The sequence below is a fragment of the Brevundimonas sp. genome (genome assembly GCF_050729455.1).
GTDB lineage: Bacteria > Pseudomonadota > Alphaproteobacteria > Caulobacterales > Caulobacteraceae > Brevundimonas.
In genome coordinates this window covers 1-15371 of record NZ_JBOHLI010000014.1, presented here as the reverse complement: position 1 = coordinate 15371, position 15371 = coordinate 1, and the positions used below count along the sequence as shown (strand labels likewise).

Annotated in this window: 15 protein-coding genes and 1 tRNA gene; 8 read left to right on the top strand and 8 right to left on the bottom strand. The window is 68.8% G+C overall.

Annotation, left to right across the window (positions count from 1 at the left end):
- Positions 1 to 51 precede the first annotated feature (51 nt).
- The gene (locus ACREEF_RS05360) at positions 52 to 1194 is read left to right on the top strand and encodes a DUF2336 domain-containing protein (protein WP_431564577.1); all 1143 of its coding nucleotides are present in this window, start codon (positions 52 to 54) and stop codon (positions 1192 to 1194) included.
- 71 nt (positions 1195 to 1265) lie between these two features.
- Here the strand turns inward: ACREEF_RS05360 and ACREEF_RS05355 are convergent, their stop codons facing one another.
- From ACREEF_RS05355 to ACREEF_RS05345, 3 genes are all read right to left on the bottom strand, one after another.
- Complete coding sequence (locus ACREEF_RS05355) at positions 1266 to 1739, bottom strand: Hpt domain-containing protein (protein WP_431564576.1); 474 nt, start codon at positions 1737 to 1739, stop codon at positions 1266 to 1268.
- A 64-nt stretch (positions 1740 to 1803) separates the two neighbouring features.
- Positions 1804 to 2583: an NAD kinase gene (locus tag ACREEF_RS05350; RefSeq protein WP_431564575.1), complete on the bottom strand. Its 780-nt coding sequence runs from the start codon at positions 2581 to 2583 to the stop codon at positions 1804 to 1806.
- 31 nt (positions 2584 to 2614) lie between these two features.
- On the bottom strand, positions 2615 to 3760 hold the full coding sequence (locus tag ACREEF_RS05345) for a DUF2336 domain-containing protein (RefSeq protein ID WP_431564574.1): 1146 nt from the start codon (positions 3758 to 3760) through the stop codon (positions 2615 to 2617).
- 163 nt (positions 3761 to 3923) lie between these two features.
- Here ACREEF_RS05345 and ACREEF_RS05340 point away from each other — a divergent pair, with 163 nt between their 5' ends.
- The 4 genes from ACREEF_RS05340 to ACREEF_RS05325 all read left to right on the top strand — a co-directional run bounded on the left by ACREEF_RS05340 (position 3924) and on the right by ACREEF_RS05325 (position 9932).
- On the top strand, positions 3924 to 4688 hold the full coding sequence (locus ACREEF_RS05340) for a class II aldolase/adducin family protein (protein ID WP_431564573.1): 765 nt from the start codon (positions 3924 to 3926) through the stop codon (positions 4686 to 4688).
- Entirely contained in the window at positions 4685 to 5452 is a 768-nt protein-coding gene (locus ACREEF_RS05335) for a hypothetical protein (RefSeq protein ID WP_431564572.1), read from the top strand. Before ACREEF_RS05340 ends, ACREEF_RS05335 begins: the two co-directional genes overlap by 4 nt.
- Before the next feature lie 110 nt (positions 5453 to 5562).
- On the top strand, positions 5563 to 6699 hold the full coding sequence (locus ACREEF_RS05330; RefSeq protein WP_431564571.1) for an efflux RND transporter periplasmic adaptor subunit: 1137 nt from the start codon (positions 5563 to 5565) through the stop codon (positions 6697 to 6699).
- Entirely contained in the window at positions 6699 to 9932 is a 3234-nt protein-coding gene (locus tag ACREEF_RS05325) for an efflux RND transporter permease subunit (RefSeq protein ID WP_431564620.1), read from the top strand. The genes ACREEF_RS05330 and ACREEF_RS05325 overlap by 1 nt, the downstream gene beginning before the upstream one ends.
- A gap of 19 nt (positions 9933 to 9951) precedes the next feature.
- Here ACREEF_RS05325 and ACREEF_RS05320 read toward each other — a convergent pair whose 3' ends face one another.
- The gene (locus tag ACREEF_RS05320; RefSeq protein ID WP_431564570.1) at positions 9952 to 10488 is read right to left on the bottom strand and encodes a c-type cytochrome; all 537 of its coding nucleotides are present in this window, start codon (positions 10486 to 10488) and stop codon (positions 9952 to 9954) included.
- A 148-nt stretch (positions 10489 to 10636) separates the two neighbouring features.
- On the opposite strand from ACREEF_RS05320, the gene ACREEF_RS05315 reads away from it, so the two are divergent.
- Both ACREEF_RS05315 and feoB read left to right on the top strand, forming a co-directional pair.
- Positions 10637 to 10909 (top strand): FeoA family protein, encoded by a 273-nt coding sequence (locus ACREEF_RS05315; RefSeq protein ID WP_431564569.1) that lies wholly within the window; start codon positions 10637 to 10639, stop codon positions 10907 to 10909.
- Complete coding sequence (feoB, locus tag ACREEF_RS05310; RefSeq protein ID WP_431564568.1) at positions 10909 to 12780, top strand: ferrous iron transporter B; 1872 nt, start codon at positions 10909 to 10911, stop codon at positions 12778 to 12780. The genes ACREEF_RS05315 and feoB overlap by 1 nt, the downstream gene beginning before the upstream one ends.
- A 117-nt stretch (positions 12781 to 12897) precedes the next feature.
- On the opposite strand, the gene ACREEF_RS05305 is transcribed toward feoB, so the two are convergent.
- From ACREEF_RS05305 to ACREEF_RS05295, 3 genes are all read right to left on the bottom strand, one after another.
- Positions 12898 to 13524 carry a TetR/AcrR family transcriptional regulator gene (locus ACREEF_RS05305; RefSeq protein ID WP_431564567.1) on the bottom strand — a complete coding sequence of 209 codons (627 nt, stop codon included), beginning with the start codon at positions 13522 to 13524 and terminating at the stop codon, positions 12898 to 12900.
- 23 nt (positions 13525 to 13547) lie between these two features.
- Positions 13548 to 13623, bottom strand: a tRNA-Thr gene (locus ACREEF_RS05300).
- Positions 13624 to 13677: 54 nt separating this feature from the next.
- On the bottom strand, positions 13678 to 14115 hold the full coding sequence (locus ACREEF_RS05295; protein WP_431564566.1) for an HIT family protein: 438 nt from the start codon (positions 14113 to 14115) through the stop codon (positions 13678 to 13680).
- A 278-nt stretch (positions 14116 to 14393) separates the two neighbouring features.
- Between ACREEF_RS05295 and ACREEF_RS05290 the strand changes: the two genes are divergently transcribed.
- Positions 14394 to 14963: a DUF2239 family protein gene (locus ACREEF_RS05290; protein WP_431564565.1), complete on the top strand. Its 570-nt coding sequence runs from the start codon at positions 14394 to 14396 to the stop codon at positions 14961 to 14963.
- Between the two features lie 5 nt (positions 14964 to 14968).
- Here ACREEF_RS05290 and ACREEF_RS05285 read toward each other — a convergent pair.
- Positions 14969 to 15371, bottom strand: a 403-nt coding sequence (locus ACREEF_RS05285) for an SPOR domain-containing protein (RefSeq protein ID WP_431564564.1), incomplete at its 5' end; no start/stop codon positions are given.

The following is a 15371-nucleotide window of genomic DNA, read 5'->3' as shown; positions in this document are numbered from 1 at the left end:
ACGCTAGGCGTGACAGTTGATTCTTCGCCGCCTTGCTCATGAGCACTCCGAATGACCGCCTACCGCGCCCGACTGACGGAAAGCGATATCAGGCGTCTGATCAAGTCCGATGCGGAAGACGACCGCGCGGCGGCGGCGCATAAGCTGTGCCGCAGCATCGACCGTATGCCGCTGGACGAGACGGAACGGGCTGCTGCGCAGAAGATCCTGAACGTCCTCGCCAACGACGCCGCCGAACTGGTGCGCCGGGCCCTGGCCGTGACGTTGAAATCGTCCGACCTGATGCCGCGCGAGGTGGCGCGCCGCCTGGTCGCCGATGTGGACAGCGTTGCCCTGCCGATCATCAGCAGTTCGCCCGCCTTCACCGACGACGATCTGATCGAGATTATCCGCGCCGGCTCGGTGGTGCGTCAGAACGCCGTGGCGGGGCGTGGCCGCGTGCCGCGCGACGTCGCCACGGTTCTGGCTGCGGAGGGTTGCCAGTCGGCGGTTCGCACCCTGGCGGCCAACGACAACGCCGACATTTCCGAAGCCGCCCTGGGCGTCGTCATCGACCGCTTCGGCCAGGCGTCCGAGATCGTCTCGGCCGTCGCCTATCGTCAGGTCCTGCCTCTGTCCGTCACCGAGCGGCTGGTGGCCCTGGCCAGTGACGCCGTCCGCGAACATCTGGTCACGCGCCACGCTGTGGCGCCCGAGACCGCCATCCAGTTCTCCCAGTTCGCGCGCGAGCGGGTGACGGTCGATCTGGTCGATCAGGCGCGGGTCAGCAACGATCTGCCGGCCTTTGTCGCCGGGTTGAACGCGCGCAAGGCGCTGAACGCGTCCCTGCTGCTGCGGGCGCTGGCGCGGGGGCAGATGGCCCTGTTCGAACACGCCCTGGCCGAGTTGACCGGGACGCCGCATCACCGCGCCTGGCTGATGGTGCATGACGCTGGGCCGTTGGGGCTGAAAGCCATCTATGACCGGGCGGGCCTGCCGCCCCGCCTGTTCCAGGCCTTCCGCGCGGGCGTCGACACCTGGCGGGCGTTGCAGGCCGAGGGTGGCGACACCGCCAGCGACGTCTTCCGCCAGCGGATGCTGGAGCGGTTTCTGAGCCAGCGGCCGAATACGTCGCGCGACGATCTGGCCTATCTGATGGAGCGGCTGGACCGCCCAATGGCTCAGGGCGTGGACGCGGCCGTCAGCGCCGCCTGATCCAGGTCTCTGCCTACAAAAAAGGCGCCCCCGGCATCGGCGGCGCCTTTTCCTTTGTCGGTCGTCTGGCGTCAGCCCAGGTGTTCGGCGACGCGGCCTTCCAGGGTTTCGGCCAGGATGCGGCCGGTCGGGTGGTCGTCGGTCTGGATTTCATCGCGGACCACGGCGCGGATGGCGTCGATATGGGCGTCCAGGATGGCGGCCGGCGCCTGCATCCGCTTGTCGGCGTCGTCCATCAGCCGGCACAGGGAACCAGCGATTCGCGTCACCAGCGGATACTGGTAGGTGGCGCCCAGTCCCTTCAGGTCGTGGGCGCGGAAATACAGCGCCTCGGCCGTTTCGGGCGTGTAGCCCATGGCGCGGATGTCGGCCTGGGCCTTATCCAGCTTGACGATTTCGTCTTGCAGCCATTGGCCGAACTGGGCCGACATGGCCTTGAGGGCGGCTTCGGCCTTGGCGATGGCGTCGGCGTCGATTCCGCCGAAGCCGCCGACCTTGGCGCGCAGCGGGTTGGGCGGACGAATGACTTGCGGAGGGTTGCTCACGTGACGGGCTCCTGAACTCGTAGCGAGGAGGTTAGGCGACGGAGCCTTAAAAACCCGTGACGTTTCAGCTGGCGAACTGTTCGGCCATGACGCGTTCCTCGAACGAGCGCCCAGCGTCGAACAGCATGGTCAGGCTGATATCGCGGCGTTCGCGCACCTCGACCCGGGTGACGCGGCGGACTTCGAAATTGTCGGCGGTGGCGCTGACCGGGCGTTTGTCGGGCTCCAGCACCTCGAAGCGGACGCGCGCCGTGTGCGACAGCAGGGCGCCGCGCCAGCGTCGGGGACGGAAGGCGCTGATCGGCGTCAGGGCCAGGCTGGGCGCGTCCAGCGGAATGATGGGGCCATGCGCCGACAGGTTGTAGGCGGTGGAACCGGCCGGGGTGGCGACCATGCAGCCGTCGCAGCTCAGTTCCTCCAGCCGCACCTTGTCGTTGATGCTGACACGCAGCTTGGCGGTCTGGCGCGTCTGACGCAGAAGGGAGACTTCGTTGATCGCCAGGCCGCTGTGGACCTCGCCGCTCTCGACCCAGGCGTCCATCTGCAGGGGGTGGATGACGGTGCGGTCGGCCTCGGCCAGGCGGGCCAGCAGGTCGTCTTCCTCATAGTCGTTCATCAGGAAGCCGACCGAGCCCCGGTTCATGCCGTAGACGGGCGTGCGGAGCTGCAGGTTGTTGTGCAGGGTCTCCAGCATGAAGCCGTCGCCGCCCAGGGCGACGATGACGTCGGCCTCGGTCACGGGAACCGAACCGTAGCGCGCAGTCAGACGCGCGCGCGCGGCCTCGGCTTCGGGGCGGTCGCTGGCGACGAAGGTCAGGGCGAGGGGGGCGGCGGGCGTAGTCACGGTTCTACGCAAGCGGAGCGGGCGGCCCGTGTCAAACGGAAGCGCCGTCGGCGTCGGCCATCAGCAACCGGAATTCATAGGCGGCCTGATCGGCGGAACGCTCGGCCAGACGCCAGGCGGAGGCGTCGGGATCGCGCGGGAAGCCTTTGTTCAGCTTGCGAATTTCGGCCAAAATGGCGGGAAAGGCGGCGCGGTCCAACCCAACGGCGGTGCAGGCCAGGAACAGGGGGCGGGCCGTGTCGCCCGCAAGCGCGCGGTGAACCTGGGCGACCTCGAACCGGCCCAGGGTCGCCAGGCCGTGAGCGAAGACGCTCAGCTTTTCTTCGCGCAGAGCGCGGATCAGATAGGCGGGGCGCAACTGGCCGGCCGCGTGGAGCTTGGCCACCAAGCGAGCGTCGTGGTCCTCGGCGGGGGGCGCTGAGGAAGCGGTTCCCCATTCGACGGCGGCGGCCCGGCCTGCGCCGGCCTGTGCGGCGGTCTGGACGGCCTCGGCGAGTCGGGCGGGGTCGAGGGTGAAACGGTCGCTGATGGCCTGACGAAGGGCTTCGCCGACCCATTGATACAGGCGCAACGCCAGGTCCTCGTCCAGCGACGGGTGGCGGGTCAGGGGCGCGCGCAGGGCGGCCAACTGGCGCGAATGGTCGACCAGGCTGGAGAAGGTCGCCGCATCCATATGGGCGCTGCGGTTGGTCGCCAGGGCGGTCATCACCGCCGGGTCGGCTCCTGCGATGATCGAGCGGGCCACGGCGGCGCCGATGTTGGGGCGCAGGGCGACCTGAATCTGATGTTCGATCGAACAGTCAGCCAGAACCTGCAGCAGGTCGTCGTCCAGCAGCAGGGGGCTGGCCGCGATCACCGGGCGGGCGATCTCGATCTCGTCGGCGGCCAGCATCCGCACCAGGGCGGCGGGGGCCCACTCCACCTTGGCCAGCCGTTGGGCCAGGGCCTGACGAATTTCGCGCTCGGCGCTACGGGTCAGGGCGATGAAGATGTCGGCCAGGGCGTCGGGAGCGCCGCCATGTGCGCGAGCGGATTCATAGAGGCCCGCCACGCCCAGCAGCAGCCGGCGCTGGTCGTCGGGCGAACGATTGCGGGTCAGGTCCAACAGCTGATTCAGCCCGGACAGCGGCACGGCCTGAGCGATTGTCGTCGGCTCTGGCGGGACGATTGTGGACACCGACGGCTCCGCGCATCGAAACACGGCGTCTGGACCGCGCGGCATCCTGGGTCCGATGGCGTGAAAACAGGGTTAACGAAAACCTTCCGCGCCCAACGCGGGTCGCTTGACGCGGCGCCGGAGCGGGGCGAGGTTCAACAGAACAATGATAAGGGAGGTCGTCATGGCGGATGGATCGGCATTGTCGCTGAAGTCCCACGTGTCCGAGGCCGAATGGCAGGCGCGCGTTGAACTGGCCGCGCTCTACCGGCTGGTGGCGTTGCACGGGTGGGACGACATGATCTTCACCCATATCTCGGCCCGCGTGCCGGGGCCGGAGCATCATTTCCTGATCAATCCCTACGGCTGGTATTTCGACGAGATCACAGCCTCTTCTCTGGTGAAGGTCGATCTGGACGGCAACATCGTCCAGGACACGACCAGCTTCATCAATCCCGCCGGCTTCACCATCCATTCGGCGGTTCACGCGGCGCGCGAAGACGCCCATTTCGTCATCCACCTGCACACGGTAGCGGGCGTCGGCGTGGCGGCGCAGCGGGACGGCCTGCTGCCGATCAGCCAGAACGCCTGTCTGCTGCAGCATCAGGTAGCCTATCACGGCTATGAAGGCCTGGCGCTGAACCACGACGAGCGCGAGCGGCTGGTGGCCGACCTCGGCGACAAGCCGCTGATGCTGTTGCGCAACCACGGGACGCTGGCGGTGGGGCAGACGGCGGCCCAGGCCTGGGTCGGGATCTTCTTCCTGGAACGGGCCTGCGCCCAGCAGGTGGCCGCCCTGTCGGGCGGCCGCGAGCACGTCCTGATCGCCCCGGACGAGGCCCAGGCCGAGACCAGGGATCAGGGGCGGGGCATCGGCTTCATCTCGTCGCTCGCCTGGCCCGGAGCCCTGCGCCAGCTGGCGCGAAAATCGCCTGGCTACGACGAGTGAAGGCGGTCGGGGGGCTGCTGATCGGACTGGGGCTGGCGGGGACGGCCTCGTCCGCCGTCGCCGGCGCCTGGAATCTGCCCAGGGGCCAGGGGCAGGCGATCGTGAAATACGAGGATATGCGCGCCGACGAGCGTTTTGCGCCGGGCGGCCGGGTCGATCTGCCCGCCGAGCGGGTGGATCGCGCGGCGTCGCTGCTGGTCGAGTATGGCCTGACTCACCGACTGACCTTGCAGTTCAAGGGCGAATGGCAGTCGGGTCGCGACGACTTCGTCGACTATGAAGGGCGCGGTCCGGTCGAGATCGGCGCGCGCTGGCAGGCCTATCGCGACGACGACAATGTCGTGGCCGTCTATGCGGGCTACGCCCAGGGCGGGGAGGGACGCAACGCCGGCTATGCGCCGCCGGGCGCGGGCGACAGCGATTGGGAGTTGCGGCTGATGGCCGGTCGCGGCTGGACGCAACCGCGTGTCTTCGTCGAGGGACAGGTGGCGCGTCGCTGGCGCCAGGACCTGTCGGACGAGGTGCGGATCGACCTGACGGCGGGCGCGCACCTGGGCGAAAACTGGATGCTGCTGGGCCAGGCCTTCGGCGGTGCGGCCGACGGGTCGACGGACGCGACCGGCGCGCGCTGGCTGTCGGTCGAAGCGTCGGTCGTTCGCGAATTCGGCGACTGGAGCGTGCAGGCGGGATGGCGTCAGACGGTAGCGGGTCGGGATACGCCCGCGGCGCATGGGCCGGTCATCGGCCTGTGGCGACGATTCTGACCGTCAAGCCGCGACGGAACCGAGCCTCGCCGCCGTTACAGCTACTTTGACTTTGCGTAACAGGCGCGACCCTTTAAGCGGGGCCTCTTGTCTGTGGGAGGCTGCATCGCGTGATCAAACGGCATTTCTTCATCATCGCCGCAGCCTGTCTCGTGGGACTCATGGTCCTGGCGGCGGTTCTGAAAATCGCCTTCGCTGACGACAGCAAGGGCGGCGCCGGCGGTCCGGGCGGCCGGGGCGGTCCCGGCGGCGGGCGCGGTCAGGTCGTGGCCGAGGCGGTTGCGACCTCGCGCGAGTTCGCCGATCAGATCCGGGTTCTGGGCGTGGCGCGCAGCAAGCGCTCGGTCAACATCACTTCCAACACCAGTGAACTGATCACCCGCGTCATGTTCACGGACGGCCAGCGCGTCGCGGCGGGCGCGCCCCTGGTCGAGCTTCAGGCGCGCGAGGAAGACGCCGACCTGATCCAGGCCCGCGCCCAGCTGGCCCAGGCCCAGCGCGAATATGATCGCTTCAAGATTCTGGCTGAACGCGGCGTGGCTCCGCGCGTCACCGCCGAGCAGGCCGAAACCGCTCTGCAGACCGCCCGTGCGGCTGTGGCGGCGTCGGAAGCCCGTCGCGGCGACCGCGTGCTGCGGGCCCCCTTCGCCGGGGTTCTGGGCCTGACGACGGTGACGCCGGGTACGCTGATCACGCCTGGATCGGTCATCACCACCCTGGACGACACCAGCGCCGTCCGCGTCGATTTCCCGATGCCGGAACGCTATCTGGGCGTGCTGCAAGTGGGCACGCCGCTGAGCGCCACCGCCGACGCCTACGCCGGCGAGACCTTCTCGGGCCGGATCGCCCTGCTGGACACGCGGGTCAATGAACAGACGCGCGCGGTCATCGCCCGCGCCGAATTCCCCAATCCGGGCGGGCGCATCCGTCCCGGCATGATGATGCGGGTCGCCGTGCATCAGGGCCGCCGCCAGAGCCTGTCGGTGCCCGAAGCCGCCGTCCAGTATGAGGGGCAGGGCGCCTTCGTCTATCGCATCGCGCCCGGCGAGAACGGCGCGACCGCCCAGCGTGTCGAGGTCCAGACCGGCGCCGTCGAGGGCGGCTATGTCGAGATCCTGTCAGGCCTGTCCAACAACGACCGCGTCGTCGCCTCGGGCCTGAACCGCATCCAGCCGGGCGCGCCCGTTCGCGTCGGCGGGGCTGATGAGAAGGGCGGCGAGAAAGCTGCTGAGGCGGCCCGCAAATGATGCTGTCTGATCTCTCGGTCCGGCGCCCCGTCTTTGCGGCGGTGGCGGCCATCGTCCTGTGCGTGATCGGTCTGGCGGCCTTCTTCTTCTTGCCGGTGCGCGAACTGCCGGACGTCGATCCGCCGGTCGTCTCGGTCAGCACCTCCTACGCCGGTGCCTCGGCCGAGGTGATCGAGAGCCGGATCACCGAGCCGATCGAGCAGCAGATCGCCGGCATCCAGGGCGTCGAGCGCATCAACTCGTCCAGCCGCGACGGCCGGTCGAACGTGAACATCGAATTCTCGCTGGACCGCAATATCGACGACGCCGCCAACGACGTGCGCGACCGCGTGTCGCGCGTCCAGGGCCGCCTGCCGGATCAGGCCGATCCGCCAGAGGTGGCCAAGGCCGATTCCGACAGCCAGCCGATCATGATCCTGTTCCTGCGGTCCACGACGATGAACCGGCTGGAGCTGACGGACTACGCCGACCGCTATCTGGTCGACCGCTTCGCCACCGTGCCGGGCGTGGCCCAGGTGCAGATCTTCGGCGAGCAGCGCTACGCCATGCGGATATGGCTGGACGCCGCCGCCATGGCCGCGCGCGGCCTGACGGTGAATGACGTCGAGACGGCGCTGACGAACCAGAACGTCGAACTGCCCGCCGGTTCGCTGGAGTCGGCGCAGAAGGACTATACGGTCCGCGTGGCCCGCACCTATGCGCGGCCCGCCGACTTCGCCCAGCTGCCGATCGGCACGCGCGGCTCGGCCTCGACGGCGACGGGCGCGCAAAGCTCGGGCACGCTGGCCGCCGCCACGACCGCCATGACCAATGGCGTGACCGGCGCCCTTTTGGGCAACGCCGCCTATGTCACCCGCCTAGGCGACATCGCCCGGATCGAGGAGGCCCCCGCCGAGGCGCGCCGCCTGTTCCGCGGCAACGGCATTGATCAGATCGGCCTGGCCGTCACCCGTCAGGCCCAGTCCAACGACCTGGCCATTTCCGAGGGCGCGCGCGCTCTGATGGAACAGGTGCGGCCGACCTTGCCGCCCGGCACGACGCTGGAAGTCGGCTCGGACAACTCGGTCTTCACCTCCCACGCCATCGACGAGGTCTGGATCACCATCGGCATCTCGATGGCGCTGGTGGCCCTGGTCAACTTCATCTTCCTGGGCAGTTTGCGGGCGGCGATCATCCCCTCGGTGGTGGCGCCCATCTGCCTGCTGGCGACCTTTATCGTTCTGGCGCCGCTGGGCTTCTCGCTGAACCTGTTGACCCTGCTGGCGCTGGTTCTGGCCATCGGCCTGGTCGTCGACGACGCCATCGTCGTGGTCGAGAACATCCAGCGTCGTCTGGATCACGGCGAGCCGCCGCTGGTCGCCGCCGAGCGCGGCGCGCGTCAGGTCTTCTTCGCTGTTGTCGCCACGACCGTCGTCCTTTTGTCGGTGTTCGCGCCGCTGCTGTTCCTGCCGGGCTACGTCGGTCGTCTGTTCGTCGAGCTGGCGGCGGCCATCGCCGCGGCCGTGGCCTTCTCGGCCTTCCTGGCGCTGAGCCTGTCGCCCATGCTGGCGTCCAAGATCCTGAAGCCGGCCCAGACCGGCGGATGGTTGGCGCGCCGCGTCGACCGGGCCATGGACGCGCTGAAGAACTCCTACGCCAACTCGCTGAACGCCCTGCTGGGCCGCCGCGCGGCTGTCGGCGGGGTGGTCGGCCTGATCGTTCTGGTCGCGGCCGGAGCCGGGGGCATCTTCCTGACCCTGCCCAACGAGCTGGTGCCGTCCGAGGACCGGGGCCGTGTCGGCGTGCGCGTTCAGGGGCCGGAAGGCGCGGGCTATGACTACACCCGCAAGATCATGCTGGGGCTGGAGCCGATCCTGGCGGAATACAAGGCCAACGGCGAGGTCGAATCCTATCTGGTCTCGGCGCCCGGCTTCGGCGGCGGCAGCTACAACACCGGCAACGCCAGCCTGACTCTGAAGGACTGGTCCGAACGCAAACGGTCGGCCGACGAGATCGCGCAGGAGCTGAACGGCAAGCTGCGCGGCCAGACCGACGCCCAGGTCAACGCCTCGACCCCCGGCGCCTTCCAGCGCGGCGGCGGCAACTCCAACTCGGTCGAGATGATCGTCACCGGCGCCGAATACGGCCCGATCTACGACTGGCTGCAGCCCATCCTGGCGGCGGCGCAGGAGAACCCGGGCTTGTCGCGTCCGCGCCTGAACTATGAGCCGAACGCGCCGCGCCTGCTGGTCGACGTCGATCCGCAGAAGGCGGCGGCCCTGGGCGTGTCGTCGCAGCAGATCGGCCGCACCCTGGAGACCATGTTCGGTTCCCGCCGCGCCACGACCTACATCAAGGGCGGCCAGGAGTACGACGTCATCCTGCAGACCGAGCGCGACAACCGCCGCGAGGTCGCGGACCTCGAGGCCCTCTATGTCTCGACCGGCGCGGGCCAGCTGGTACCGCTGTCGGCGGTGGTCACGACTCAGACGTCTGGCGACACGCCCGACCGTCGCCGTCTGGACCGCCAGCGGGCCATCTCGCTCCAAGCCGACCTGAACCCCGGCACGACCATCGACGACGCGGTGGCCTTCCTGAACGCCGAGGTCGCCAAGCAGCCGCAGGGCCTGGCCACCATCCGCTGGGGCGGGGCGGCGCGCGATCAGCAGGAGGCGGGCAGCGCCGTGGGCTGGGCCTTCGCCCTGGCCCTGCTGCTGGTCTTCCTGGTGCTGGCGGCCCAGTTCGAAAGCTGGATCACCCCCGCGGTCATCATGCTGACCGTGCCTTTGGCGGCGGCCGGCGGGCTGTTCGGCCTGCTGATGGCGGGCTCCAGCCTGAACATCTACAGCCAGATCGGCCTGATCATCCTGATCGGGGTGGCGGCCAAGAACGGCATCTTGATCGTCGAGTTCGCCAACCAGCTGCGCGATCAGGGGCGTTCAATCCGCGAGGCGATCATCGAGTCGTCCAGCTTGCGTCTGCGCCCGATCATCATGACCTCGATCGCCACGGCCTTCGGCGCCCTGCCGCTGGTGCTGTGGCAAGGCGCGGGGGCCGGCAGCCGTCAGACCATCGGCGTGGTCATCTTCACGGGGGCGATCTTCGCCACCGTCCTGACCCTGTTCGTGGTGCCGGTGATCTACGGCGTGCTGGCGCGCTTCACCAAGTCGCCGGAGTACACGGCCCGTAAGATCGAGGAATGGGAAGCCCAGGAGATCGCCGACGGCAAGACGCCCGACATGACCCCCGGCTAGGGCGCTCCGGGCTTAATCGTCAGGAAGCGGGGGCCGTCGCGGGTGCGGCGGCCTTCGTCGTTTCCGGCTTGTAGCCCGTCTCCACCTTGAGGAAGGCGATGACGTCGCGGCGGTCCTCGGCGTCGGGCAGGCCCGGGAAGCTCATCTTGTTGCCGGGCAGGAAGGTGCGCGGGTTCTGCAGCCAGTGGTCCAGCCGGTCGGCGTCCCAGGTGAAGCCGGCCTGTTTCACCGGCGTCGAGTAGCTGTATTTCTCATGTGTCCCGACCTGACGGCCGAAGACGCCGTAGAGGTTCGGGCCGGTCATGTTCGGGCCGCCGGGCGTGATCGTGTGGCACGAGCGGCAGCGGGCGAAGGCGCGACGGCCGTTCTCCAGATCACCGGCGTTGTAGGGGGCGGGCAGGGAGGCCAGCAGCGCCGCCTTCTCCGCCTCGGTCGGCGCGGGCGGCGCTGGGGTCCTGGCGGCGGCGGGCGCGGCGTTGTCGCCGCAGGCGGCCAGCCCCAGCGAGGCGGTCAGAACGGCGGCCAAGGCGGGGGACGGGATCAGGGCGGTGTGCATGGCGAACTCCATAGACCTATCCGCCGTGATAGCCGATGGGCGTTTGGTCGCAATGGCGACTGTCATCCTTACTGGACGCGAACCGTTCGCAGCTGATAATCACTGTCAACATAAGTGAGCGGCGCCGGGCGCCGTCGTAATGAGCGCCATGACCGACACCATCAAACTCAGCCAGGCCCGCCGCGGCGATCGCGGCGTCATCGTTCAGGTCGGCGCCCACTGCCACCATCAGGAGCATGAGGGCGAACTGGAGCGACGCCTGCTGGAGCTGGGCTTTGTCGAGGGCGCCCACGTCGAGCTGCTGCACGAAGGCCTGTTCGGCCGCGACCCCATCGCCTTGAAGGTGGACGACATGCGCGTGGCCCTGCGCCGGCATGAGGCCGCCAGCCTGACGGTTCGTCTGGATGGGGGAGACGCCTGATGGACATGGCTGTTCGCACCGCCCGTATCGCCCTGGTCGGCAACCCCAACAGCGGCAAGACCGCCCTGTTCAACGCCCTGACCGGCGCCCATCAGAAGGTCGCCAACTACGCCGGCGTCACCGTCGAGCGGAAGGAGGGGCGCATCCACGCCGCCGACGGCCGCACCCTGTCGGTGCTGGACCTGCCGGGCACCTATTCCCTGCGGGCACGCAGCCTGGACGAGGAAGTCACGCGCGACGCCGTCCTGGGCGCCCTGCCGGGCGAGACGCCGCCGGACGTGGTGGTCTGCGTCGCCGACGCCACCAACCTGCGTCTGGTGCTGCGTCTGGCGCTGGAGCTGAAACAGGTCGGGCGGCCGATGGTGCTGGCCCTCAACATGTTCGACATCGCCCAGCGTCAGGGCCTGCGTATCGATCTCGAGAAGCTGTCGGCCGAGATCGGCGCGCCCGTGGTCACGACCGTGGCGACGCGCAAGCGCGGCATCGCCGAACTGGTGGCCGCCGCTCAGGGACAGGCGGATCGGGCCGTCGGCGAGACCCGCAGCGAATGGCACGCCCCCTCGGCCGCCGAAATCCGCGCCGCCCACCGCGAGGCCGAGCGCATCATGAAGGCCTGCGTGCGCCCGCCCGAGCGGCCCGACACCCTGACCGGCAAGATCGACAGCGTCCTGCTGCATCCCGTCGCCGGTCTGGCGATCCTGCTGGGCATCCTGTTCGTCATGTTCCAGGCCGTCTTCACCTGGGCCACGCCCGCGATGGACGGCATCGAGGCCTTCTTCGCCCTGGTCGGCGGCTGGGTGGCGACGGTCCTGCCGGACGGCCTGCTGCAAAGCCTGATCGTCGACGGCCTGATCGGCGGGGTCGGCAGCGTCCTGGTCTTCCTGCCGCAGATCCTGATCATCTTCCTGTTCATCATCGTGCTGGAAGACTTCGGCTACATGGCCCGTGCGGCCTTCTTGATGGACAAGATCATGGGCGGGGCGGGGCTGCACGGCCGCGCCTTCATTCCCCTGCTGTCCAGCTTCGCCTGCGCCATTCCCGGCATCATGGCCACGCGGGTGATCGAGGCGAAGCGCGACCGCCTGACCACCATCCTGATCGCGCCGCTGATGACCTGCTCGGCGCGCATCCCGGTCTATGTCCTGATCATCGCCGCCTTCATCCCGAACGAGACGGTCTGGGGCTTCGTCAGCCTGCAAGGCCTGGTGATGTTCGGCCTCTACGCCGCCGGGATCATCAGCGCGCTTCTGGTCTCGCTGGTCGTTCGCAAGGTCTTCTGGCGCGGGGCGGTCGAGCCCTTCATGATGGAACTGCCCGCCTACAAGATCCCCGACATCAAGAGCGTGCTGTTCAATCTGTGGCTGCGCGCCAAGATCTTCATGCGCCGCGCGGGCAAGATCATCCTGCCGCTGATGATCATTGTCTGGGCGCTGGCGACCTTCCCCTATCCGCCGGAGGGCGCGACGGGACCCGCCATCGACTATTCCTTCGCCGGCATGATCGGCAAGGCGCTGGAGCCGATCTTCGCTCCGATCGGCTTCAGCTGGCAGATGGTGGTGGCCCTGGTGCCCGGCATGGCCGCGCGCGAAGTCGCCGTGGCGGTCCTGGGCACGGTCTACGCCGTCGCCGGCGCGGAAGAGAACGTCGGGGCCCTGGCCTCGGTCCTGTCGGCCGACTGGTCCCTGGCCACGGGCCTGGCCTTCCTGGCCTGGTACGTCTTCGCGCCCCAGTGCCTGCCGACGCTCGGCGTGGTGCGGCGCGAGACCGGGTCGCTGAAGTGGACCCTGATCATGGTCGGCTATCTGTTCGGCCTGGCCTATCTGGCGGCCTTCATCGTCTATCACGTCGCCGTGGCGCTGGGCGGGGGCTAGGGCGGCCTAACGCTCTTTCGTGCTGCTTGAGTTGAGGCCGTCAGGCCGCGTCGGGTCGAGAAGGCGCAGCCTTCTGACCGCGGCCCACAAGAATGAAGGGGCGCTGACGACGAGTCGTCAGCGCCCCGTCGTCAGCTTCACGACGATATGCGCGGTCGTATCGACGATGGCCTCGGCCGTGTCGGCGCGGCGCATCAGGGCGAAGCCGGCGGCGACGGATTCCACCAGATTGGCGGTCTCATAGGAGGTCAGTCGTGGGTTCAGCCCCTCGGGGTGATAGCCGTTGGCCTTGGCCTGGGCGATGCGGCGCTCCAGCGCCAGGTGCAGGCGGCGCAGGCGTTTGATGCGGCTTTCGGCGAAGGCGGGCTCGCCCTTGTCGGCCAACATATGTTCGACCCGCAGCACCGGCCCGTGGTCGCCCCACAGGGCCAGCACTTCCAGCACATAGGCGCGGACGGCCTCGAAGGCGCGGTCGCCAGTCCAGTCGGCGTGGATGTGTTTGGCCAGGCGCTGGAAATCCTCGCCGGCCTCTTCGCACAGGATCAGCAGGCCTTCCTCGACCGACTTGAAGTAGGTGTAGAAGGTCGGCGCCGAGACGCCCGCCGTCAGAGCCACGTCGGCGGCGCGGATTTCGCCCAGATGCTTGTGGTTCAGCAGGCCGCGCAGGGCGTCGAGAATGGCCCGGCGGGTCCGCGCGCCGCGCGCCCCGATCTTGTGGCCCAGTTTGTTGGTCGTCTCGGACATGGGGGGGAGGCGGCCGAAGATGATGGTGCCGGTTGCAGGAATCGAACCCGCGACATCCAGTTTACAAAACTGGCGCTCTACCAACTGAGCTAAACCGGCGTTGCGCGCCTTATGCTGGCCCGGCGCGACGGAGGCAAGTCGGGAAAAGCCGCTTCAGTCCAGTTCGGCGGCGATCCGGGCGGCCAGAGCCTTCAGATGGTCGGCGTCGGCCATGGGGGCGTGTCCATGGCCCTTCATGGCGCGGTCGGTCCAGCGTGGGACGATGTGGAAGTGCAGGTGGAAGACGGTCTGGCCGCCGGCCTCGCCGTTGAACTGCATCAGGCTGAGGCCTTCCGGCTTCAGCGCCTTTTCGACGGCGCGGGCGGTGCGTTGGACGGCGGCGGTCAGGATCGCCAGGGTCGCGGGCTCGACCTCCAGCAGGTTGCGGGCCTGCGAGGTCTTGGACACCACCAGCACATGACCCTCGGACTGGGGGAAGACGTCCATGAAGGCCAGGACCTCGTCGTCTTCCCACACCTTCACGCTGGGGATCTCGCCGCGCAGAATCCTGGCGAAGATGTTGTCGGGGTCGTAGGCGCCGTGAAGGCTCATGGGGAGGCTCCGTCAGAGGTGTCGGCGCGAGGCTAGCAGGGCAGGGCGGATTTCGCACGGAGCGGAACGCGATCTGACGCACTATATGGTCAAGGTTCAGCGGACAGGAGCTTCCATGCTGCGTTTCATCATTCAAGCCGTCGTCACCGGCCTGGTCAGCTGGGTCGCAGGGTCGCTGTTCGGCAGCGGCGATCGCGAACGGGTCTATAAATAAATCCGGGTAATATTGACGAACGTATTTTGCCCGGGTAAATCGTCTCGACCTTTTCAGGGAGACGATGATGACTGCTGCAACCTGCACCGCCTTCGCCGGGGATCGCCTGATCGCCTCGGGCGCGCCGTCCCTGGTCGTGGCCGCCGTGAAGGCCGCGCATGACGCCGGGGAGGGGGTTCTGGTGTTCGACGACGCCGAGGCGCGGCCTGTGGAGTTCGACCTGCGCGGCGATCTGGACGCTGTGCTGGCGCGTCTGCCCGCCGAGCCTGTCGAGAGGCGTGGGCCGGGGCGACCCAAGCTGGGGGTGACGGCGCGCGAAGTGACGCTGCTGCCGCGTCACTGGGACTGGCTGGCGGCCCAGCCGGGCGGGGCGTCGGTGGCCTTGAGGAAGCTGGTCGAGAACGCCCTGCGCGAGGCCGAAGGGCCGGACAGGGTGCGCCGCAGCCGCGAGGCCGCCTATCGCTTCATGACCGCCGTGGCGGGCGACAAGCCGGGCTATGAGGAGGCGGCGCGAATGCTGTTCGCCGGCGACTGGACCGCGTTCGATGCGGCGATCCAGGACTGGCCGGCGGACGTGCGCGATTACGCCGCCCGCCTGGCCGAAGGCGGCTGGCTCAACGGTCAGGGTCGGTAAAGCGATTAGCTGGGGCGGATGACCATGCAGGTGACGCGGCGCTCGCCCAGGGCTTCGCAGGCGGCCTCGGCGGCGGCCTGGCTCATGCCGGTGAAGCGCGAGCGATACCAGCCGTCGGCGCTTTGAACGTCGCGTTGAGCGTCGGTGAACTGGGTGCGGAAGCGGCGGCTGACGTCGTTCAGCCAGTCGCGGGCGACCGATTCCTCGCGGAAGGCGCCGACCTGAACCGTCCAGCGTCCGGCGGGCTGGCGGGCGACTTCGCGTGTCGGCGTGCGCGCAGGCGTGGCGGCGGAGGTCGTGCGGCGCGTGGTTGTCGCCGTCCCGCCGTTCAGCGCGGCGGTCAGGTTTTCCGGCGTGCGGGGGGCTTCGGCGCGCTGGACCGGCGCGGTCGCGCGCGGCGTTACGGCG

What these genes read in the sequence shown, in the direction of transcription:
- ACREEF_RS05360 (WP_431564577.1), top strand. Translation starts at nt 52, where the DNA reads ATGACCGCCTACCGCGCCCGACTGACGGAAAGCGATATCAGGCGTCTG.
- ACREEF_RS05340 (WP_431564573.1), top strand. Translation starts at nt 3,924, where the DNA reads ATGGCGGATGGATCGGCATTGTCGCTGAAGTCCCACGTGTCCGAGGCC.
- ACREEF_RS05325 (WP_431564620.1), top strand. Translation starts at nt 6,699, where the DNA reads ATGCTGTCTGATCTCTCGGTCCGGCGCCCCGTCTTTGCGGCGGTGGCG.
- ACREEF_RS05320 (WP_431564570.1), bottom strand. Translation starts at nt 10,488, where the DNA reads ATGCACACCGCCCTGATCCCGTCCCCCGCCTTGGCCGCCGTTCTGACC.
- ACREEF_RS05315 (WP_431564569.1), top strand. Translation starts at nt 10,637, where the DNA reads ATGACCGACACCATCAAACTCAGCCAGGCCCGCCGCGGCGATCGCGGC.
- feoB (WP_431564568.1), top strand. Translation starts at nt 10,909, where the DNA reads ATGGACATGGCTGTTCGCACCGCCCGTATCGCCCTGGTCGGCAACCCC.
- ACREEF_RS05305 (WP_431564567.1), bottom strand. Translation starts at nt 13,524, where the DNA reads ATGTCCGAGACGACCAACAAACTGGGCCACAAGATCGGGGCGCGCGGC.
- ACREEF_RS05295 (WP_431564566.1), bottom strand. Translation starts at nt 14,115, where the DNA reads ATGAGCCTTCACGGCGCCTACGACCCCGACAACATCTTCGCCAGGATT.
- ACREEF_RS05290 (WP_431564565.1), top strand. Translation starts at nt 14,394, where the DNA reads ATGATGACTGCTGCAACCTGCACCGCCTTCGCCGGGGATCGCCTGATC.